Origin of the sequence: Stutzerimonas degradans (genome assembly GCF_024448505.1) — a bacterium.
In the GTDB taxonomy this organism is placed as follows: domain Bacteria; phylum Pseudomonadota; class Gammaproteobacteria; order Pseudomonadales; family Pseudomonadaceae; genus Stutzerimonas; species Stutzerimonas degradans.
The window spans coordinates 138,389-151,963 of the sequence record NZ_JAMOHV010000009.1; the positions used below are offsets into that span (position 1 = coordinate 138,389).

Annotated in this window: 14 protein-coding genes; 11 read left to right on the forward strand and 3 right to left on the reverse strand. The window is 57.7% G+C overall.

The features are described 5' to 3' along the window. The first annotated feature begins 50 nt into the window (after positions 1-50). The 6 genes from ligA to NAV27_RS13275 all read left to right on the forward strand — a co-directional run bounded on the left by ligA (position 51) and on the right by NAV27_RS13275 (position 7,109). Positions 51-2,417 (forward strand): NAD-dependent DNA ligase LigA, encoded by a 2,367-nt coding sequence (gene ligA / locus NAV27_RS13250; protein WP_102828563.1) that lies wholly within the window; start codon positions 51-53, stop codon positions 2,415-2,417. Between the two features lie 401 nt (positions 2,418-2,818). Then, positions 2,819-4,366, forward strand: coding sequence for a flagellin (locus tag NAV27_RS13255; protein ID WP_102828562.1), 1,548 nt, complete (start codon positions 2,819-2,821; stop codon positions 4,364-4,366). 115 nt (positions 4,367-4,481) lie between these two features. Continuing rightward, a complete protein-coding gene (locus NAV27_RS13260) occupies positions 4,482-4,775 on the forward strand; it encodes a flagellar protein FlaG (protein WP_102828561.1) in 294 nt (97 codons plus the stop codon). Positions 4,776-4,838: 63 nt separating this feature from the next. Then, entirely contained in the window at positions 4,839-6,287 is a 1,449-nt protein-coding gene (fliD, locus tag NAV27_RS13265; protein ID WP_102828560.1) for a flagellar filament capping protein FliD, read from the forward strand. A gap of 124 nt (positions 6,288-6,411) precedes the next feature. Next, the gene (gene fliS / locus NAV27_RS13270) at positions 6,412-6,789 is read left to right on the forward strand and encodes a flagellar export chaperone FliS (RefSeq protein WP_102828559.1); all 378 of its coding nucleotides are present in this window, start codon (positions 6,412-6,414) and stop codon (positions 6,787-6,789) included. 23 nt (positions 6,790-6,812) lie between these two features. Next, positions 6,813-7,109, forward strand: a complete 297-nt coding sequence (locus NAV27_RS13275) for a flagellar protein FliT (RefSeq protein WP_102828558.1) — start codon at positions 6,813-6,815, stop codon at positions 7,107-7,109. Between the two features lie 104 nt (positions 7,110-7,213). Here the strand turns inward: NAV27_RS13275 and ppnP are convergent, their stop codons facing one another. Both ppnP and NAV27_RS13285 read right to left on the reverse strand, forming a co-directional pair. Further along, positions 7,214-7,495 carry a pyrimidine/purine nucleoside phosphorylase gene (ppnP, locus tag NAV27_RS13280; RefSeq protein ID WP_008568847.1) on the reverse strand — a complete coding sequence of 94 codons (282 nt, stop codon included), beginning with the start codon at positions 7,493-7,495 and terminating at the stop codon, positions 7,214-7,216. A 114-nt stretch (positions 7,496-7,609) separates the two neighbouring features. Then, on the reverse strand, positions 7,610-7,951 hold the full coding sequence (locus NAV27_RS13285) for a DMT family protein (protein WP_008568845.1): 342 nt from the start codon (positions 7,949-7,951) through the stop codon (positions 7,610-7,612). Between the two features lie 131 nt (positions 7,952-8,082). Between NAV27_RS13285 and NAV27_RS13290 the strand changes: the two genes are divergently transcribed. After that, positions 8,083-8,334 carry a YkgJ family cysteine cluster protein gene (locus NAV27_RS13290; protein ID WP_102828557.1) on the forward strand — a complete coding sequence of 84 codons (252 nt, stop codon included), beginning with the start codon at positions 8,083-8,085 and terminating at the stop codon, positions 8,332-8,334. A gap of 97 nt (positions 8,335-8,431) precedes the next feature. Here the strand turns inward: NAV27_RS13290 and gltA are convergent, their stop codons facing one another. Next, entirely contained in the window at positions 8,432-9,703 is a 1,272-nt protein-coding gene (gltA, locus tag NAV27_RS13295) for a citrate synthase (protein ID WP_008568843.1), read from the reverse strand. A gap of 359 nt (positions 9,704-10,062) precedes the next feature. On the opposite strand from gltA, the gene sdhC reads away from it, so the two are divergent. Genes sdhC through NAV27_RS13315 form a run of 4 tightly spaced genes read left to right on the forward strand, consistent with a single transcriptional unit; the run spans position 10,063 to position 13,291 of the window. Beyond that, positions 10,063-10,437, forward strand: a complete 375-nt coding sequence (gene sdhC, locus NAV27_RS13300) for a succinate dehydrogenase, cytochrome b556 subunit (protein ID WP_003287773.1) — start codon at positions 10,063-10,065, stop codon at positions 10,435-10,437. Further along, positions 10,431-10,799 (forward strand): succinate dehydrogenase, hydrophobic membrane anchor protein, encoded by a 369-nt coding sequence (gene sdhD / locus NAV27_RS13305; protein ID WP_008568842.1) that lies wholly within the window; start codon positions 10,431-10,433, stop codon positions 10,797-10,799. Before sdhC ends, sdhD begins: the two co-directional genes overlap by 7 nt. 3 nt (positions 10,800-10,802) lie before the next feature. Further along, positions 10,803-12,575 carry a succinate dehydrogenase flavoprotein subunit gene (gene sdhA / locus NAV27_RS13310; protein WP_003287769.1) on the forward strand — a complete coding sequence of 591 codons (1,773 nt, stop codon included), beginning with the start codon at positions 10,803-10,805 and terminating at the stop codon, positions 12,573-12,575. A gap of 11 nt (positions 12,576-12,586) precedes the next feature. Next, positions 12,587-13,291, forward strand: coding sequence for a succinate dehydrogenase iron-sulfur subunit (locus NAV27_RS13315; protein WP_003287766.1), 705 nt, complete (start codon positions 12,587-12,589; stop codon positions 13,289-13,291). The last annotated feature ends 284 nt before the right edge of the window (positions 13,292-13,575 follow it).

A 13,575-nucleotide genomic window follows, 5' to 3' on the forward strand; every position in this document is an offset into this window, starting at 1 on the left:
CTGATGCGGTTGCGATTGGCACAGCCACAGCCTACGGCCCCGCTTGCTATATGCCTTCTGCCCAGACCGCTGCCGAGCGCATCGCCGAACTGCGTAGCGAAATCGACGCACATAACTACCGTTATTACGTTCTCGACGAGCCGAGCGTTCCGGACGCTGAATACGACCGTCTGTTCAATGAGCTGAAAACGCTGGAAGCCGAACACCCGGAACTGGTGACGCCCGAGTCGCCGACCCAGCGCGTCGGTGGTGCGGCGTTGGCGGCGTTCGGCCAGGTGCGCCACGAAGTGCCGATGCTGAGCCTCGGCAACGCCTTTGAAGAGCAGGACCTACTCGACTTCGACCGACGTGTGCGCGAAGGGCTGGACATGCCGGCCGGCGGCCTGTTCGGCGACGGCGCCGAGGTTGAATATAGCTGCGAACCCAAGCTCGACGGCCTGGCCGTCAGCCTGCTCTATGAGAACGGCCATCTGGTGCGCGGTGCGACCCGTGGCGACGGCAGCACCGGCGAAGACATCAGCGCCAATGTACGCACCGTGCGCAATATTCCGCTCAAGCTGCACGGCAGCGGTTGGCCGTCAGTGCTCGAAGTGCGCGGCGAAATCTACATGCCCAAGGCAGGCTTCGAAGCGCTCAATGCGCGGCAGGTGGAAAGTGGCGGCAAGCCCTTCGCCAATCCGCGCAACGCCGCGGCCGGCAGCCTGCGCCAGCTGGACCCTAAGATCACCGCCGCGCGTCCGCTTGAACTGTGCGCCTACGGTGTTGGGCGTAGCGATGGCGAGCTGCCGGATACCCATGTCGGTATTCTCAACGCGCTCAGAGAGTGGGGATTGCCCATCAGTCGAGAGCTGAAACTGGCCAAGGGTGTTGTCGAATGTCGCGCCTACTACGAGGCCATTGGCGAGAAGCGTGACGCGCTGGCCTACGAGATCGACGGTGTGGTGTTCAAGGTTAACTCCGTCGCGCAGCAGCGCGAGCTGGGCTTTCGAGCGCGCGAGCCGCGTTGGGCAATCGCCCACAAGTTCCCCGCGCGCGAGGAGATCACCGAGTTGCTCGGCGTCGAATTCCAGGTCGGTCGTACTGGTGCGATCACGCCGGTGGCACGGCTAAAGCCGGTACAGGTCGCTGGCGTCACCGTCTCCAACGCGACCCTGCACAACATGGATGAAGTCGCGCGCCTGGGCGTGATGATCGGCGATACGGTAATCGTGCGTCGCGCCGGCGATGTCATTCCGCAGATCCTCGGTGTGATCGCCGAGCGCCGGCCGGCACACGCGCGGCCCGTACATGTGCCGGAGCGTTGTCCGGTCTGCGGTTCTGCCGTGGAGCGCACCCAGCTGATCAAGCGCAGCAAAGGGCGCGAATCGGTCAGCGAAGGTTCGATCTACCGTTGCGTCGGCCGGCTGGCGTGCCAGGCGCAGCTGAAGCAGGCGATCATCCACTTCGTCTCGCGCCGCGCAATGGATATCGACGGGCTAGGCGACAAGATCGTCGAGCAGCTGGTCGATCGCGGTCTGGTCGGCTCGCCCGCTGACCTTTATTGCCTGTCGTACGAGCAGATAGTCGAGTTGGAAGGCTTCGCCGATCTCTCCACGCGCAATTTGCTCGACGCCATTGACGCCAGCCGCAAGCCCACGCTGGCGCGTTTCATCTTCGCCCTCGGCATCCCCGATGTCGGCGAGGAAACCGCCAAGTTGCTGGCGCGAGCGCTGGGCTCGCTGGATCGCATCGCGTATGCATTGCCGGACGTGCTGGTGTACCTGCCCGACGTCGGCCTTGAAGTCGCGCACGAGATCCACAGTTTCTTCGAGGACGAGCACAACCGCACAGTCATCGCGCAACTGCGCGAGCGTGGCGTGGAGTTGCAGGGGGAGGGGGAATTGCATCCGGAGTTCGCTGCGTGCGCCACCCTGGCCGGCCTGCTCGACAAGCTGAACATTCCGTTCATCGCCAGCACCGGCGCCCAGCGTCTGGCAGAGCGCTTCGGTAGCCTGGACGCGATCATCGCCGCCGACTGGCTCGATCTGCGCCAGGTCGAACGTCTCACTGAGAAGGCCGCACGCTCGCTGCGCGATTACTTCGACAAGTCCGCGAATGCCGAGCGCGCCCGGGCCATCGAAGCCCAATTGCGCGAGTTCGGCATGCACTGGGAGAGCGAGAAGAAAGTCGCAGCAGGCCTGCCACTGGCCGGCCAGACCTGGGTGTTGACCGGCACGCTGGAAAGCATGAGCCGCGACGACGCCAAGGCGCGACTCGAAGCTTTGGGGGCGAAGGTGTCTGGCTCGGTATCAGCGAAGACCAGCGTGGTTGTAGCGGGACCGGGTGCCGGCTCGAAGTTGACCAAGGCCAACGAACTCGGTGTGACGGTGCTCGACGAACCGCAATTCCTCGAGCACCTCGCACAACTTGGTTCATAGCACGTCAGCATCGCCTCATCCCATCGAGACTCGCTGTCATACCGCCCCCCAAATGTTTCACCGAATCTTGGGAGCGGCCTTTGCCGGGAATGCGCTAGCAACGCTCACCAGCAGTGAGCGAGCTCCCTTTGACTCCAGGTCAGGGAAATGGCTTCAGCCATCCCCTAAAGTTTTCCCCGCTTCACCCGAAAAGCTAGTCAAGCAAGTCCGCAGTATGGATGTGCTGGCGTAGCGTTGGAGCGGTACCGGGCTCACGAAAAAGTTCGAATCTGCCCTAAAGCCAACCCAAACGGCGCCGATAAGCTAATCGAATGCGAACTCAATGGGTGCCTGGGCACAAGCCGGCCCGGAGTCGCAAGCTCAGGCAACCAAAGTAACTAGCGCCCTTGGAGGCAAACACCATGGCTCTTACTGTCAATACCAACATTGCTTCGCTGAACACCCAGCGTAATCTCAGCAACTCGTCCAATGCGTTGCAGACCTCCATGCAACGCTTGTCTACCGGTAGTCGTATCAATAGTGCGAAGGATGATGCTGCGGGTCTGCAAATCGCCAACCGCCTGACTAGCCAAATAAGCGGCTTGGGTGTGGCGGTTAAGAACGCTAACGATGGCATCTCCATGGCTCAGACTGCCGAAGGTGCGATGCAGCAAAGCACGAACATCCTTCAGCGGATGCGGGATCTCTCGCTTCAAGCAGCCAACGGTTCCAACGATAGTGCTGATCGTGGAGCCCTGCAGAAAGAAGTTGCGCAATTGCAACAAGAAATGGATCGGATTGCTGAAACTACCGTATTCGGCGGCCGCAAGTTGCTTAACGGAACCTTTAGCGGGGTTCAGTTCCAAGTGGGGTCAAATGCGAATGAAACCATTGGTTTCAGCATTGGGTCAGCGCGGGCTGAGGATCTTGGTAGGGTTAACGCTCTTTCGTTTGCTGGACTGGACTCTAGTAATGTCGCGAGTGGCAGCACTGGCGGAATCGCTACGCAAGATCTTACATTCAAAGTCGATAATCGCGAGAGCACGGTATCCTTAACAGCTGGCGCAAGCGCCCGTGATGTTGCTGATGCAGTCAATGCTGAGGTAGACGGTGTAACAGCCAAAGCGACTACTGTAGCTCAAGTTGGATTCGCAAATATTGCGGGAGGTACAGACGGAGCCGATCCAACTGACGACGTTGAAGTCTCGATGAGCTTCAAAATTAACGGCATAACGTTGTCCAATATCGGCAATGCTGATGGTATGACCGGCGCGAAGCAAGCTGAAGCGCTACAAAAAGCCATTCAGTCTGAATCTAGATTGTCTGATTTGCAGGTTTCTATCGATGGAACTGATCCTACAAAACTGAATATCACTGACAGTACAGGTAAAAATATTTCAGTTGAGCTTGCTGGCCAAACAGGGGTAGCAGCAGTAACCCTGGATTCGATGCAATCGGATGCGGCTGGTGTGTTGACCGGCACTGGCGCGGCTCAAGATTTGATTACTGCTGGTGATGAGGCTGGCGTGGTAACGGGGCAAGTATCATTTACGGCGACAGCTGGTGCTGTAAGTGTAAAAAGCAGCGTTAACGCTAATAATGGATTGGGTACTTTGGGGACCACCGAAGTCGTTGGGACGCTGACTGACTCTGGAAAGCGGGTCTCTACGATTGATATCTCGACAGTAGATGGCGCGCAGTCTGCTATTGATGTTATCGACGCAGCGCTGGCTTCGATTGATGACACCCGAGCAAATATGGGTGCGGTACAGAATCGCTTCGAAAACACTATTTCAAATCTGCAAAACATCAGCGAAAACGTTTCTGCAGCCCGTGGCCGTATTCAGGATACCGACTTTGCCGCCGAAACCGCGAATCTGAGCAAGAACCAGATTCTGCAACAGGCTGGTACTGCGATCCTGGCCCAGGCCAAGCAGTTGCCGCAGGCTGTTCTCAGCCTGCTGCAGTAAGCGAGGCTCACCGATGGGGTGGTTAATTCCACCCCATCGATTCATTGAGAGGTGAATCATGGACGTCGCAAGAGCAGCAAGTGCCACACTTGCGTCATCCTCGTCGAGCAATGCAATGCCCAGCTTTCGTCAGGAAGCTGGGCTTCCGTCGTTGCAGGACGAGGGTGGCGCTGGTAAGGCGCCACAGAATGTAGATGTAAACGAAGCAGTAGAGCGAATTCGCACGCAAGTGCAGAACTTGCAGCGCGATTTAAACTTCAGCGTGGATGATTCCTCCGGTCAGGTTGTAGTACAGGTGCTGGACGGCGACTCGGGCAAAGTAGTACGGCAGATTCCATCCGAGGATATTCTCCGTCTGGCAGAGCGTTTGGATGAGATGCGCAGCCTGTTGTTCGAGGCCAAGGCCTAGGCACGTTTCTTGTTTGGTTTTAGATCTAGTACGGTCGCGTGGTTTATTTGACGAGGTGAAGCTATGGCAGGCGTAACAGGCATCGGTTCCGGGATCGACATCGACAGCATCGTGGCCAGCATGGTGGCTGCCGAGCGCGCGCCCAAGGAAACCCAGCTTGCAACCCTCGAAAAGAAGACCACTACGCAGATCACGGCGGTTGGCGCGCTAAAGGGTGCAATCAGTGATTTCCAGACTGCACTGGGTGCGCTGAACAAGCCAGAGCTGTTCCAAGCGCGCTCGGCTACCTCCAGCAAGTCGGACCTCGTGGGCGTTACGGCGACAACCACCGCGGGAGCTGGCAGCTATCAACTGGAAGTCAAATCATTGGCCAGCAGCAGCAAGGTTGCATTGGCCGCGATTCCCAATACGGCCGAAGCCCCTGCGCGTTTTACCAGTGGAACGTTCGAGGTCTCGCTTGGTGTGCCAGGCATCCCGCCCGCGCCGAACACCAAGGAATCCTTTTCCGTCACGATTGACGAGAACAACAACACGCTCGCCGGTGTGCGTGATGCAATCAACACGGCCGGGAAAGACATGGGTGTTAGCGCCACCATCGTCACGGACGAGTATGGTTCTCGACTGGTGCTGAGTAGCGGCAAGACGGGCGCAGGGCGCGATATTACCGTCACTGCAACCGGGGCAGACGAACCTGGGCTCATCGGTCTTTCCGCATTGAACTTCGATGGTACCTCAGGCACCGGCAAAGATGCTCGCGTGTTGACCTCGGCACAGAGTGCTGAATTGTATGTCGACGGTTTGAAGGTAATCAGCGAGACCAACAAAGTCGATGGTGCCATTGAGGGCGTCACGCTCGACCTTAAGGCCAAAACCGTCGCAAACGAACCGCTGACCATCGCGGTGGCGGAAGACAAGGCGGGGGTTAAAAAGCATATCCAGTCCTTTGTCGACAGCTACAACAAGCTGATCGGCGTGATCAATGCGCAGACCAAGGTCACAGCGGTTGGTGATGACAAGGCGCCGCTAACGGGTGCATTGGTTGGCGATGCCACGGCGCGCACCTTGCTTAACACGATTCGTAACGAGCTGGTTAACGTGCAGGGTGATGGTGCACTGCGTGCGCTGACCGATATTGGTATCACCACACAGAAGGATGGCGCGCTCGCCATTGACAGCGCCAAGCTGGACAAGGCGATGGCCAGTAACTTCGGCGAATTGTCGGGCCTGTTCACAGGTGACAAGGGGTTGGCTTCCAGGCTTGATGCGAAGCTGAAGCCATACACCGAGACCGGTGGAATACTCGAGCAGCGCAACAAGGCAATGACCGAGACGATCACTAAGATAGATGATCAGAAAGAGGCGCTCACCCGCCGTATCACCTCGCTTCAAGAGCGACTGTACAAGCAGTTCAATGCAATGGATCTGTTGGTGGGTCAGTTGTCCAATACGTCGTCTAGTTTGTTGGCTTCGCTGGAAAACCTGCCGTGGGCAGCGAATAACTCGAAGAAGTAAGGGACTCCGCTTCAAGAAAAAAGCCGCCGCCAGGCGGTTTTTTGTTTTCAGAACAAACTCAAGTCCTGCGCTAGGCGACCGATAAGTAGGTATGTGAAATTGATGTGGTAAGAGGCTCATCCAGATGAATGCTATGGCAGCAATGCGGCAATACCAGCAGGTCGGCGTAAAGGCGCAGGTTACCGAGGCCGATCCGCATCGTCTGATCCAGATGCTGATGCAGGGCGGGCTGGATCGTATCTCGCAGGCCAGGGGGGCTATGGAGCGCGAGGCCTATCCTGAGAAAGGCGTGCTGATCGGCAAGGCGATCAACATCATCGGCGGGCTGCGCGACGTGCTGGACAAGGAGGCGGGTGGCGAGCTGGCCACCAATCTTGAGCGTCTGTACGAATACATGACGATGCGCTTGTTCGAAGCTAGCCGTCACAACGACGTAAGCAAGCTGGACGAGGTGGCAAAGTTGCTTAGTGAAATCAAATCCGGCTGGGATGGCATTGCCTGAGCATTCAGCCCAAGGAGTCCCTGATGTCCATTTCGGCGCTGCGTTTTGAGGAGCTTGGTCGTGCGCTGCGCGAGGCCCTGACGCGGCAAGAGTGGGATGCCATTGCCGAGCTTGATGTGCAGGTTAGCGCACTGCTTGGCGAAGCTGCGGCGGATGAGGCAGGGGTCGATCAGGTGTTGCGTCAGCAACTAGAAGATCTGGTGCATCTGTACGCGCAATTGCAGCAGGATAGTCGCGCCGAACGGGAGCGGCTGACATTGGAGCTGACACGTCTGAACCAGTCGAAGCAGGCCGCGAGCGCCTATAAGCCGCTCGACTGATTCAGAAGCCAGCGCGGAGTGCGCTCGCCTGGTGCGGGTGTGAAAAAGGTTGCACGAGATTCACATCGAGGCCGGCTTGTCTCGCAGCGCCGACCTCTTGTCGCTTAACGATACTCGCAGAGATAGGCAGTATCGGTAGCGACCTTCAGTTGGAACTTGCTGTTCGCCGGCACGGTGAACTGGGTGCCCGCGCCGAAGGTTTCGTATTTCTCGCTGCCGGGTAACTTCACGTCCAAACTGCCGGCAATCACATGCATGATTTCCAACTGACCAGTACCGAACTCATAGTCGCCCGCGGCCATGACGCCGATGGTGGCTGGGCCTGCGGCCATGTCGAACGCGATGGATTTTACGGTGCCGTCGAAGTATTCGTTGACCTTGAACATGGCGATTACCTGAAGGGTGAAAAAAAGGGTGGTCAGTATGCCCAAGTGCTACGTGGGCGTCATCTGCCGGTCGCGGGTGCGGTTGCGCAGTGAGTTGAGTGGTTGTCTGAGCGATCAGCTGCGAAAGATGAAGTACACCGCCCCGACCAGGCACAGGCCGGCCCATAGGTAATCGAGCTTTAGCGGCTGTTGCATGTAAAGGACGCTGAAGGGTACGAAAACTGCCAGGGTGACGACTTCCTGCATGATCTTTAGCTGGCCGATCGATAGTTCGGTGTAACCGATGCGATTCGCCGGCACCATCAGCATGTACTCGAAGAAAGCGATGCCCCAACTGATCAGGGCGGCGATCAGCCACGGCTTGCCGTTCAAGGTTTTGAGGTGGCCATACCAAGCGAACGTCATGAACAGGTTGGAGCAGCAGAGCAGGGTGGCGGTTTGCAGCCAGATGGGCATAGCGGAAGGCTCGTGAGGAGATGGGCGTCAAAGCCTATTCTGGGCGTGGTTACGTCGCAATACGCGCTTCTGGTGTGCGCAACTTCGTCTGAATTATTATCGTCTCCCTGTTTTTTGCTGGTCGTTCTTCCATGGATTGCCGTCCTGGTTGCGGTGCTTGTTGCATCGCCCCTTCTATCAGTTCGCCGATACCCGGCATGCCACATGGCAAGGCCGCAGGCGAGCGCTGTGTGCATTTGTCGTCGCAGTTTCTCTGTCTACTTTTCGGTGATCCACGGAGACCGGAGGTATGCACGGCGTTCGGCGCCGATCCGTTATGTTGTGGCACCAGTCGCGAAGAGGCGATTCGTTTGCTTGGGTGGTTGGAGCAGGCGACCGCCTGAGTGAGTCGTAGGCAGCTATAACCCTGCTAGAAGTAGTGTTGGATCCAGAAAAAAGAAAAGGCTGCCCGCGGGCAGCCTTCTCGTTTGGCTCCAGTGCTTAGCGCGGCAGATCGCGCTGTGCATGGCCAGTGTAAAGCTGGCGCGGACGCCCGATTTTCTGACCGGAGGCGATCATTTCCTTCCAGTGCGAAATCCAGCCCACAGTGCGCGACATCGCGAAGATCACGGTGAACATGCTCGTCGGAATGCCGATAGCCTTGAGGATGATGCCCGAATAGAAGTCCACGTTCGGGTACAGGTTGCGTTCGGCGAAGTAGGGATCCTTCAGGGCGATTTCTTCGAGCTTCATCGCCAGTTCCAGCTGCGGGTCATTGATGCCCAGCTCGCCCAGCACCTCGTCGCAGGTCTTCTTCATGACCTTGGCGCGCGGATCGAAGTTCTTGTAGACGCGATGGCCGAAGCCCATCAGTTTGAACGGATCGTTCTTGTCCTTGGCCTTGGCCAGGAACTTCTCGATGTTCGATACGTCGCCGATTTCATCCAGCATGGTCAGCACGGCTTCGTTGGCGCCGCCGTGAGCAGGTCCCCAGAGGGCGGCGATGCCAGCTGCGATACAGGCGAACGGGTTGGCGCCGGTGGAGCCGGCCAGTCGCACGGTAGAAGTCGATGCGTTCTGCTCGTGATCAGCGTGCAGGATGAAGATGCGATCCATGGCATTCGCCAGCACCGGACTGATCGGTTTGATCTCGGCCGGGGTGTTGAACATCATGTGCAGGAAGTTTTCCGAATAGCTCAGATCATTGCGCGGATACATGATCGGCTGGCCCATGGAGTACTTGTACACCATGGCGGCGATGGTCGGCATCTTGGCGATCAGACGATGCGCAGAGATTTCGCGATGCTGCGGGTTATTGATGTCCAGTGAGTCGTGATAGAACGCGGACAGGGCGCCTACGATGCCGCACATCACGGCCATCGGGTGGGCGTCGCGACGGAAGCCGTTGAGGAAGGTCTTCAGTTGCTCATGAACAATGGTGTGGTTCTTGATGGTGCTGACGAACTGGGCCTTCTGCTCGGTGGTCGGTAGTTCGCCGTTGAGCAGGAGATAGCAGGTTTCCAGATAGTCGGATTTTTCCGCCAGCTGCTCGATGGGGTAGCCGCGATGAAGCAGGATGCCCTTGTCGCCGTCGATATAGGTGATCTTGGACTCGCAAGAGGCGGTCGACATGAAGCCGGGATCGAAGGTGAAGTGACCCGTGGAGGTCAGGCTTCGGACGTCAATTACATCAGGCCCTACGGTACCGGTTAAAACGGGCAGTTCGACGGGGGCGGTGCCCTCGATGATCAACTGCGCTTTCTTGTCAGCCATGTATGGCCTCCTGTTTTGTGCTTGGAATCATCATGGCCCCCCACGCAGGGCCCGCATCACTATAGTGTGATAAATCGCAAAGTCAATTTGCTCGAACCCATGCTGCAGAGGGGTTTGCGGGGTATCGGTGCAGCATGGGGCGACTGTTTACGGCATTTATATAGGGGCTGCCATCCGCCTTTAGTGGCACTTCACCACATTGTCATTAGTGACCTAACTGTTTATACTCGGAAACCGACCGGCAGGGGCCTTACAGGCGACATTCTGTAGGTTGTCACTCGTGGGTAGCGGGTACTGCTGCGTACTCTTCCCAACAACTTTGCCCTGCGTTCAGGGGCTCTCAAGTGTGAAAAGAAGCCGTGAAAAGCCAACGACCTGTAAACCTAGATCTTAGGACAATAAAACTCCCAATCACTGCTTACACGTCGATTCTCCACCGTGTATCCGGTGTCATTCTGTTCGTCGGTATCGCCCTGTTGTTGCTTGCGCTCGATACCTCGTTGTCTTCTCCAGAAGGCTTCGAGGAGGTTCGAGAGTATCTGGGTGGTCCGCTGGCGAAGCTGATTAGCTGGGGGCTGCTGTCTGCACTGCTGTACCACCTCGTGGCAGGTGTTCGTCACCTGATCATGGATGCCGGCCACGGTGAGACGCTGGAAGGCGGCAAGCTGGGCTCGAAAATCGTAATCGCCGTTTCGGTGGTGCTGATCGTTCTGGCGGGGGTGTGGATATGGTAACCAATGTCACAAACTTTTCGCGTTCAGGCCTCTATGACTGGATGGCGCAGCGCGTTTCTGCGGTGGTCCTCGCGGCTTATTTTCTGTTCCTGCTGGGTTATCTGATCGCAAATCCAGGGCTGGAGTATGCGCAGTGGCATGAGCTTTTCTCTGCCAATTGGATGCGGATTTTCAGTCTGCTGGCTTTGGTTGCCCTGAGTGTGCACGCGTGGGTGGGTATGTGGACGATTTCCACCGACTACCTGACCAACATGGCGATCGGTAAGTGGGCTACCGGTGTGCGTTTCCTGTTCCAGGCGGGGTGTGGCATTGCCATGTTCACCTTCTTCGTCTGGGGCGTGCAGATTCTGTGGGGTATCTGATTCATGGCTAATATTCGTACGCTTTCCTTCGACGCCATCATCGTAGGTGGCGGTGGCGCCGGTATGCGCGCGGCACTGCAGCTGTCGCAGTCCGGCCACAAGACCGCGGTGGTCACCAAAGTCTTCCCGACTCGCTCTCACACCGTTTCCGCTCAGGGTGGCATCACCTGCGCCATCGCGTCGGCCGACCCGAACGATGATTGGCGCTGGCACATGTACGATACCGTCAAGGGCTCCGACTATATCGGTGACCAGGACGCTATCGAGTACATGTGTTCCGTAGGACCGGAAGCCGTGTTCGAGCTCGAGCACATGGGGCTGCCGTTCTCCCGTACCGAGCAGGGTCGCATCTATCAGCGTCCGTTCGGTGGGCAGTCCAAGGACTTCGGCAAGGGTGGCCAGGCTGCGCGGACCTGCGCTGCAGCTGACCGTACCGGTCACGCGCTGCTGCATACTCTCTATCAAGGCAACCTGAAGAACGACACCGTTTTCCTCAACGAGTGGTACGCGGTCGATCTGGTGAAAAACCAGGACGGCGCTGTCGTGGGTGTCATCGCCATCTGCATCGAAACTGGCGAAACTGTCTACATCCGTTCGAAAGCTACCGTTCTTGCCACCGGTGGTGCTGGTCGTATCTATGCTTCGACCACCAATGCCCTGATCAATACCGGTGACGGCGTGGGCATGGCCCTGCGTGCCGGCGTGCCGGTTCAGGACATCGAGATGTGGCAGTTCCACCCGACCGGTATTGCCGGTGCTGGCGTGCTGGTGACCGAAGGTTGCCGCGGTGAAGGCGGTTATCTGATCAACAAGCATGGCGAGCGCTTCATGGAGCGTTACGCGCCGAACGCTAAGGATCTGGCCGGTCGTGACGTCGTTGCACGTTCGATGGTCAAGGAAATCCTGGCGGGCAACGGCTGTGGCCCGGATGGCGATCATGTAATGCTGAAGCTGGATCACCTGGGCGAGGAAGTGCTGCACAGCCGCCTGCCAGGTATCTGCGAACTGTCGAAGACCTTCGCTCACGTCGACCCGGTTACCGCACCGGTACCGGTCGTGCCGACCTGCCATTACATGATGGGTGGTATCGCCACCAACATTCATGGTCAGGCAATCACGCAGGACGCCAGCGGCAACGACAAGATCATCGACGGTCTTTTCGCAGTCGGCGAAGTGGCTTGCGTATCCGTGCACGGTGCCAATCGCCTGGGCGGCAACTCGCTGCTCGACCTAGTGGTCTTCGGTCGTGCGGCCGGTCTGCATCTGGAGAAGGCCCTCAAGGAGGGCATCGAGCATCGCGGTGCTAGCGAAACTGATCTGGATGTCGCTCTTGGTCGTCTTGCAGGCATCAACGAGCGCACCACTGGTGAGGACGTTGCTCCGCTGCGCAAGGAACTGCAGAACTGCATGCAAAACTACTTCGGCGTGTTCCGTACCGGCGAATACATGCAGAAAGGTATCGCCCAGCTGGTCGATCTGCGTCAGCGCATCGCCAACGTGAAGATCTCTGACAAGAGCCAGGCGTTCAACACCGCGCGCATCGAAGCGCTCGAACTGCAGAACCTGCTGGAAGTTGCCGAAGCCACGGCGATTGCGGCGGAAACCCGCAAAGAATCCCGTGGTGCGCATGCTCGCGAGGACTTCGAAGAGCGTGACGATGAGAACTGGCTGTGCCACACCCTGTACTTTCCGGGTGAGAAGCGCGTTGCCAAGCGTGCCGTGAACTTCGCTCCGAAGACCGTTCCGGCCTTCGAGCCCAAGGTTCGGACTTATTGAGGTCGCCGAATATGTTGCAAGTGAGTGTTTATCGCTACAACCCCGATCAGGACGAAAAGCCGTTCATGCAGGATTTTCAGGTCAATACCGACGGTAAAGACCTGATGGTTCTCGACGTCTTGGCTCTGATCAAGGAACAGGACCAGGGTTTCTCTTATCGTCGCTCCTGCCGTGAAGGTGTGTGTGGCTCCGACGGCATGAACATCAACGGCAAGAATGGCCTGGCCTGCATCACCCCGCTGTCTGCTGTGGTGAAGGGCAATAAGCTGGTTATTCGTCCGTTGCCGGGGCTGCCGGTCATTCGTGACTTGGTCGTCGATATGAGCATCTTCTATAAGCAGTACGAGAAGGTGCGCCCTTATCTGATGAACGATACGCCACCTCCGGCTATCGAACGTCTGCAGAGCCCGGAAGATCGCGAGAAGCTGGATGGACTGTACGAGTGCATTCTTTGCGCTTGCTGCTCGACCAGTTGCCCGTCCTTCTGGTGGAACCCAGACAAGTTCCTTGGTCCGGCTGCGTCGCTGCAAGCCTATCGTTTCCTGGCTGATAGCCGGGACACGGAAACCGAGGAGCGTTTGGCAGCACTGGACGATCCGTTCAGCGTGTTCCGTTGCCGTGGCATCATGAACTGCGTTGATGTCTGTCCGAAAGGGCTGAATCCGACCAAGGCGATTGGTCACATTCGCAACATGCTGCTGCAGAGCGGTACTTGATGATAGGGCGGTCGTGAGCGCTTCGCTGGCTGCGAACGACCGACACTGTATTGCTGTGGTATCTGCGGCGCCGGAGTAACATCCAGGCGCCGTAGCTTTAGTAGGAATTTCAGCCCAAAAAGTCGGAATTCCACTCTGAAAATTTGTTGACCAGCAGGAGCATCCGGGGCAGTTCCCGGAAACTATCTGCGCGGTCCGTAGTGGCTTTACCTGAGTCGCTGCTTCAGAACTTGGGAAGTCATGCTGCGGTCTCCACGCTGGTGGTGTCTCCTTATCAAAGGTGA

Excerpts from the sequence above, each read along its gene's own strand:
- NAV27_RS13255 (WP_102828562.1), top strand. The coding sequence starts at position 2,819 with ATGGCTCTTACTGTCAATACCAACATTGCTTCGCTGAACACCCAGCGT.
- fliD (WP_102828560.1), top strand. The coding sequence starts at position 4,839 with ATGGCAGGCGTAACAGGCATCGGTTCCGGGATCGACATCGACAGCATC.
- NAV27_RS13315 (WP_003287766.1), top strand. The coding sequence starts at position 12,587 with ATGTTGCAAGTGAGTGTTTATCGCTACAACCCCGATCAGGACGAAAAG.
- NAV27_RS13260 (WP_102828561.1), top strand. The coding sequence starts at position 4,482 with ATGCCCAGCTTTCGTCAGGAAGCTGGGCTTCCGTCGTTGCAGGACGAG.
- NAV27_RS13285 (WP_008568845.1), bottom strand. The coding sequence starts at position 7,951 with ATGCCCATCTGGCTGCAAACCGCCACCCTGCTCTGCTGCTCCAACCTG.
- sdhA (WP_003287769.1), top strand. The coding sequence starts at position 10,803 with ATGGCTAATATTCGTACGCTTTCCTTCGACGCCATCATCGTAGGTGGC.
- NAV27_RS13290 (WP_102828557.1), top strand. The coding sequence starts at position 8,083 with ATGGATTGCCGTCCTGGTTGCGGTGCTTGTTGCATCGCCCCTTCTATC.
- gltA (WP_008568843.1), bottom strand. The coding sequence starts at position 9,703 with ATGGCTGACAAGAAAGCGCAGTTGATCATCGAGGGCACCGCCCCCGTC.
- ligA (WP_102828563.1), top strand. The coding sequence starts at position 51 with ATGCCTTCTGCCCAGACCGCTGCCGAGCGCATCGCCGAACTGCGTAGC.
- ppnP (WP_008568847.1), bottom strand. The coding sequence starts at position 7,495 with ATGTTCAAGGTCAACGAATACTTCGACGGCACCGTAAAATCCATCGCG.
- sdhD (WP_008568842.1), top strand. The coding sequence starts at position 10,431 with ATGGTAACCAATGTCACAAACTTTTCGCGTTCAGGCCTCTATGACTGG.
- fliS (WP_102828559.1), top strand. The coding sequence starts at position 6,412 with ATGAATGCTATGGCAGCAATGCGGCAATACCAGCAGGTCGGCGTAAAG.
- NAV27_RS13275 (WP_102828558.1), top strand. The coding sequence starts at position 6,813 with ATGTCCATTTCGGCGCTGCGTTTTGAGGAGCTTGGTCGTGCGCTGCGC.